2 protein-coding genes are annotated in these 1,016 nt (G+C 46.7%); one reads left to right on the top strand and one right to left on the bottom strand.

The genetic code is table 11. The annotated features are described in order from the left end of the window. The coding region (locus tag OOJ59_RS28330; RefSeq protein WP_235635113.1) for a hypothetical protein at positions 1–86 on the top strand (86 nt) is incomplete at its 5' end. Between the two features lie 37 nt (positions 87–123). Here the strand turns inward: OOJ59_RS28330 and OOJ59_RS27905 are convergent. Further along, entirely contained in the window at positions 124–876 is a 753-nt protein-coding gene (locus OOJ59_RS27905) for an Eco57I restriction-modification methylase domain-containing protein (protein WP_442781397.1), read from the bottom strand. Between the last annotated feature and the right edge of the window lie 140 nt (positions 877–1,016).

Genomic DNA, 1,016 nt, shown 5'->3' with positions numbered 1-1,016 from the left:
TGCATTATGTACTTGATGTCATCGCCGACTGGCCTGTGAACCGGGTGGGTGCTCTGCTCCCGTGGCGGGTTACTCTGCCTGCCTGACCAGCTTCACTTCGTCAATACGGTTCTCACTGCACGCTTACGTTGAGACGACTTCTCCACCAATACTATCAAATCCTCTTGCCCCAAGATGGGTCATACTCAGGATAGTGTGTTGATTCAAAATTCGGGTACGCAATGACTCGTATGAAGAAAGGAACATCCAGCTTTGCATGGTGATCATCGCTACCACACCTGACTCTTTGGTTAAATCCAGATTTCGTTCGATAAAAATGGCAAACAGGTCTGACTTGCTATTAGGGAACTGCTTCTTAGCGAACTCTTTCAGATCCGCATTCATCCCCTTACTGCCCATGTACGGTGGATTTGCAATCACCGCATCATAGCGTTTAGCTAGTAGGCGAGCTTGTGCTAGCAGCGGTAATAGTTTTTTAGATTCAGGTCGTTGCATATTATCGCCATTTTTGCTGAGTTCCTGAATCGTGGAATAGAGCTCCTCAATAGCTGAGGCTTGTTCAGTAGATATACTAATTAAGGAACCCAGTGTTTTGGCATTAAGAAAACGCTGATGCAGGTCTTTTAGAAGCGTCAGACGGGGGTCATCTGTAGCTTGGGCTACTGTAAGTAGATCTTGAGTCTGGCCATGCTGCGCATCAGCATTGAGATTAAGTGCTTGCCAAAGTTTCTGAATGTTGAGGTGTCGACTTTCCTGTAGGGCGTAAATATTCAGGTCTATATCACAACCATTGTTACGAGAAAACAGACGACGATCATCCTGACGGGCACGCATTAGCAAAGCAAAACCCGCCAGCTGTGCAGCGCGGTCGTCGATATCGAGTCCAAAGTGTTACCAACGGTGCAAAACTGATCCACCCCAGCGGTTGAAAATTGATCCAGGGGTTAATCTGCTCCTCTGAATACAGGGGAGCTTATGATCACTTTTGAGATTCGTATGGAAATTAAAGTCCTGCA

The sequence above is a fragment of the Citrobacter sp. W9 genome (genome assembly GCF_026719375.1).
GTDB lineage: Bacteria > Pseudomonadota > Gammaproteobacteria > Enterobacterales > Enterobacteriaceae > Citrobacter > Citrobacter werkmanii.
Note: the sequence above shows the minus strand (reverse complement) of the source record. Positions and strands in the feature narration are given on the sequence as shown.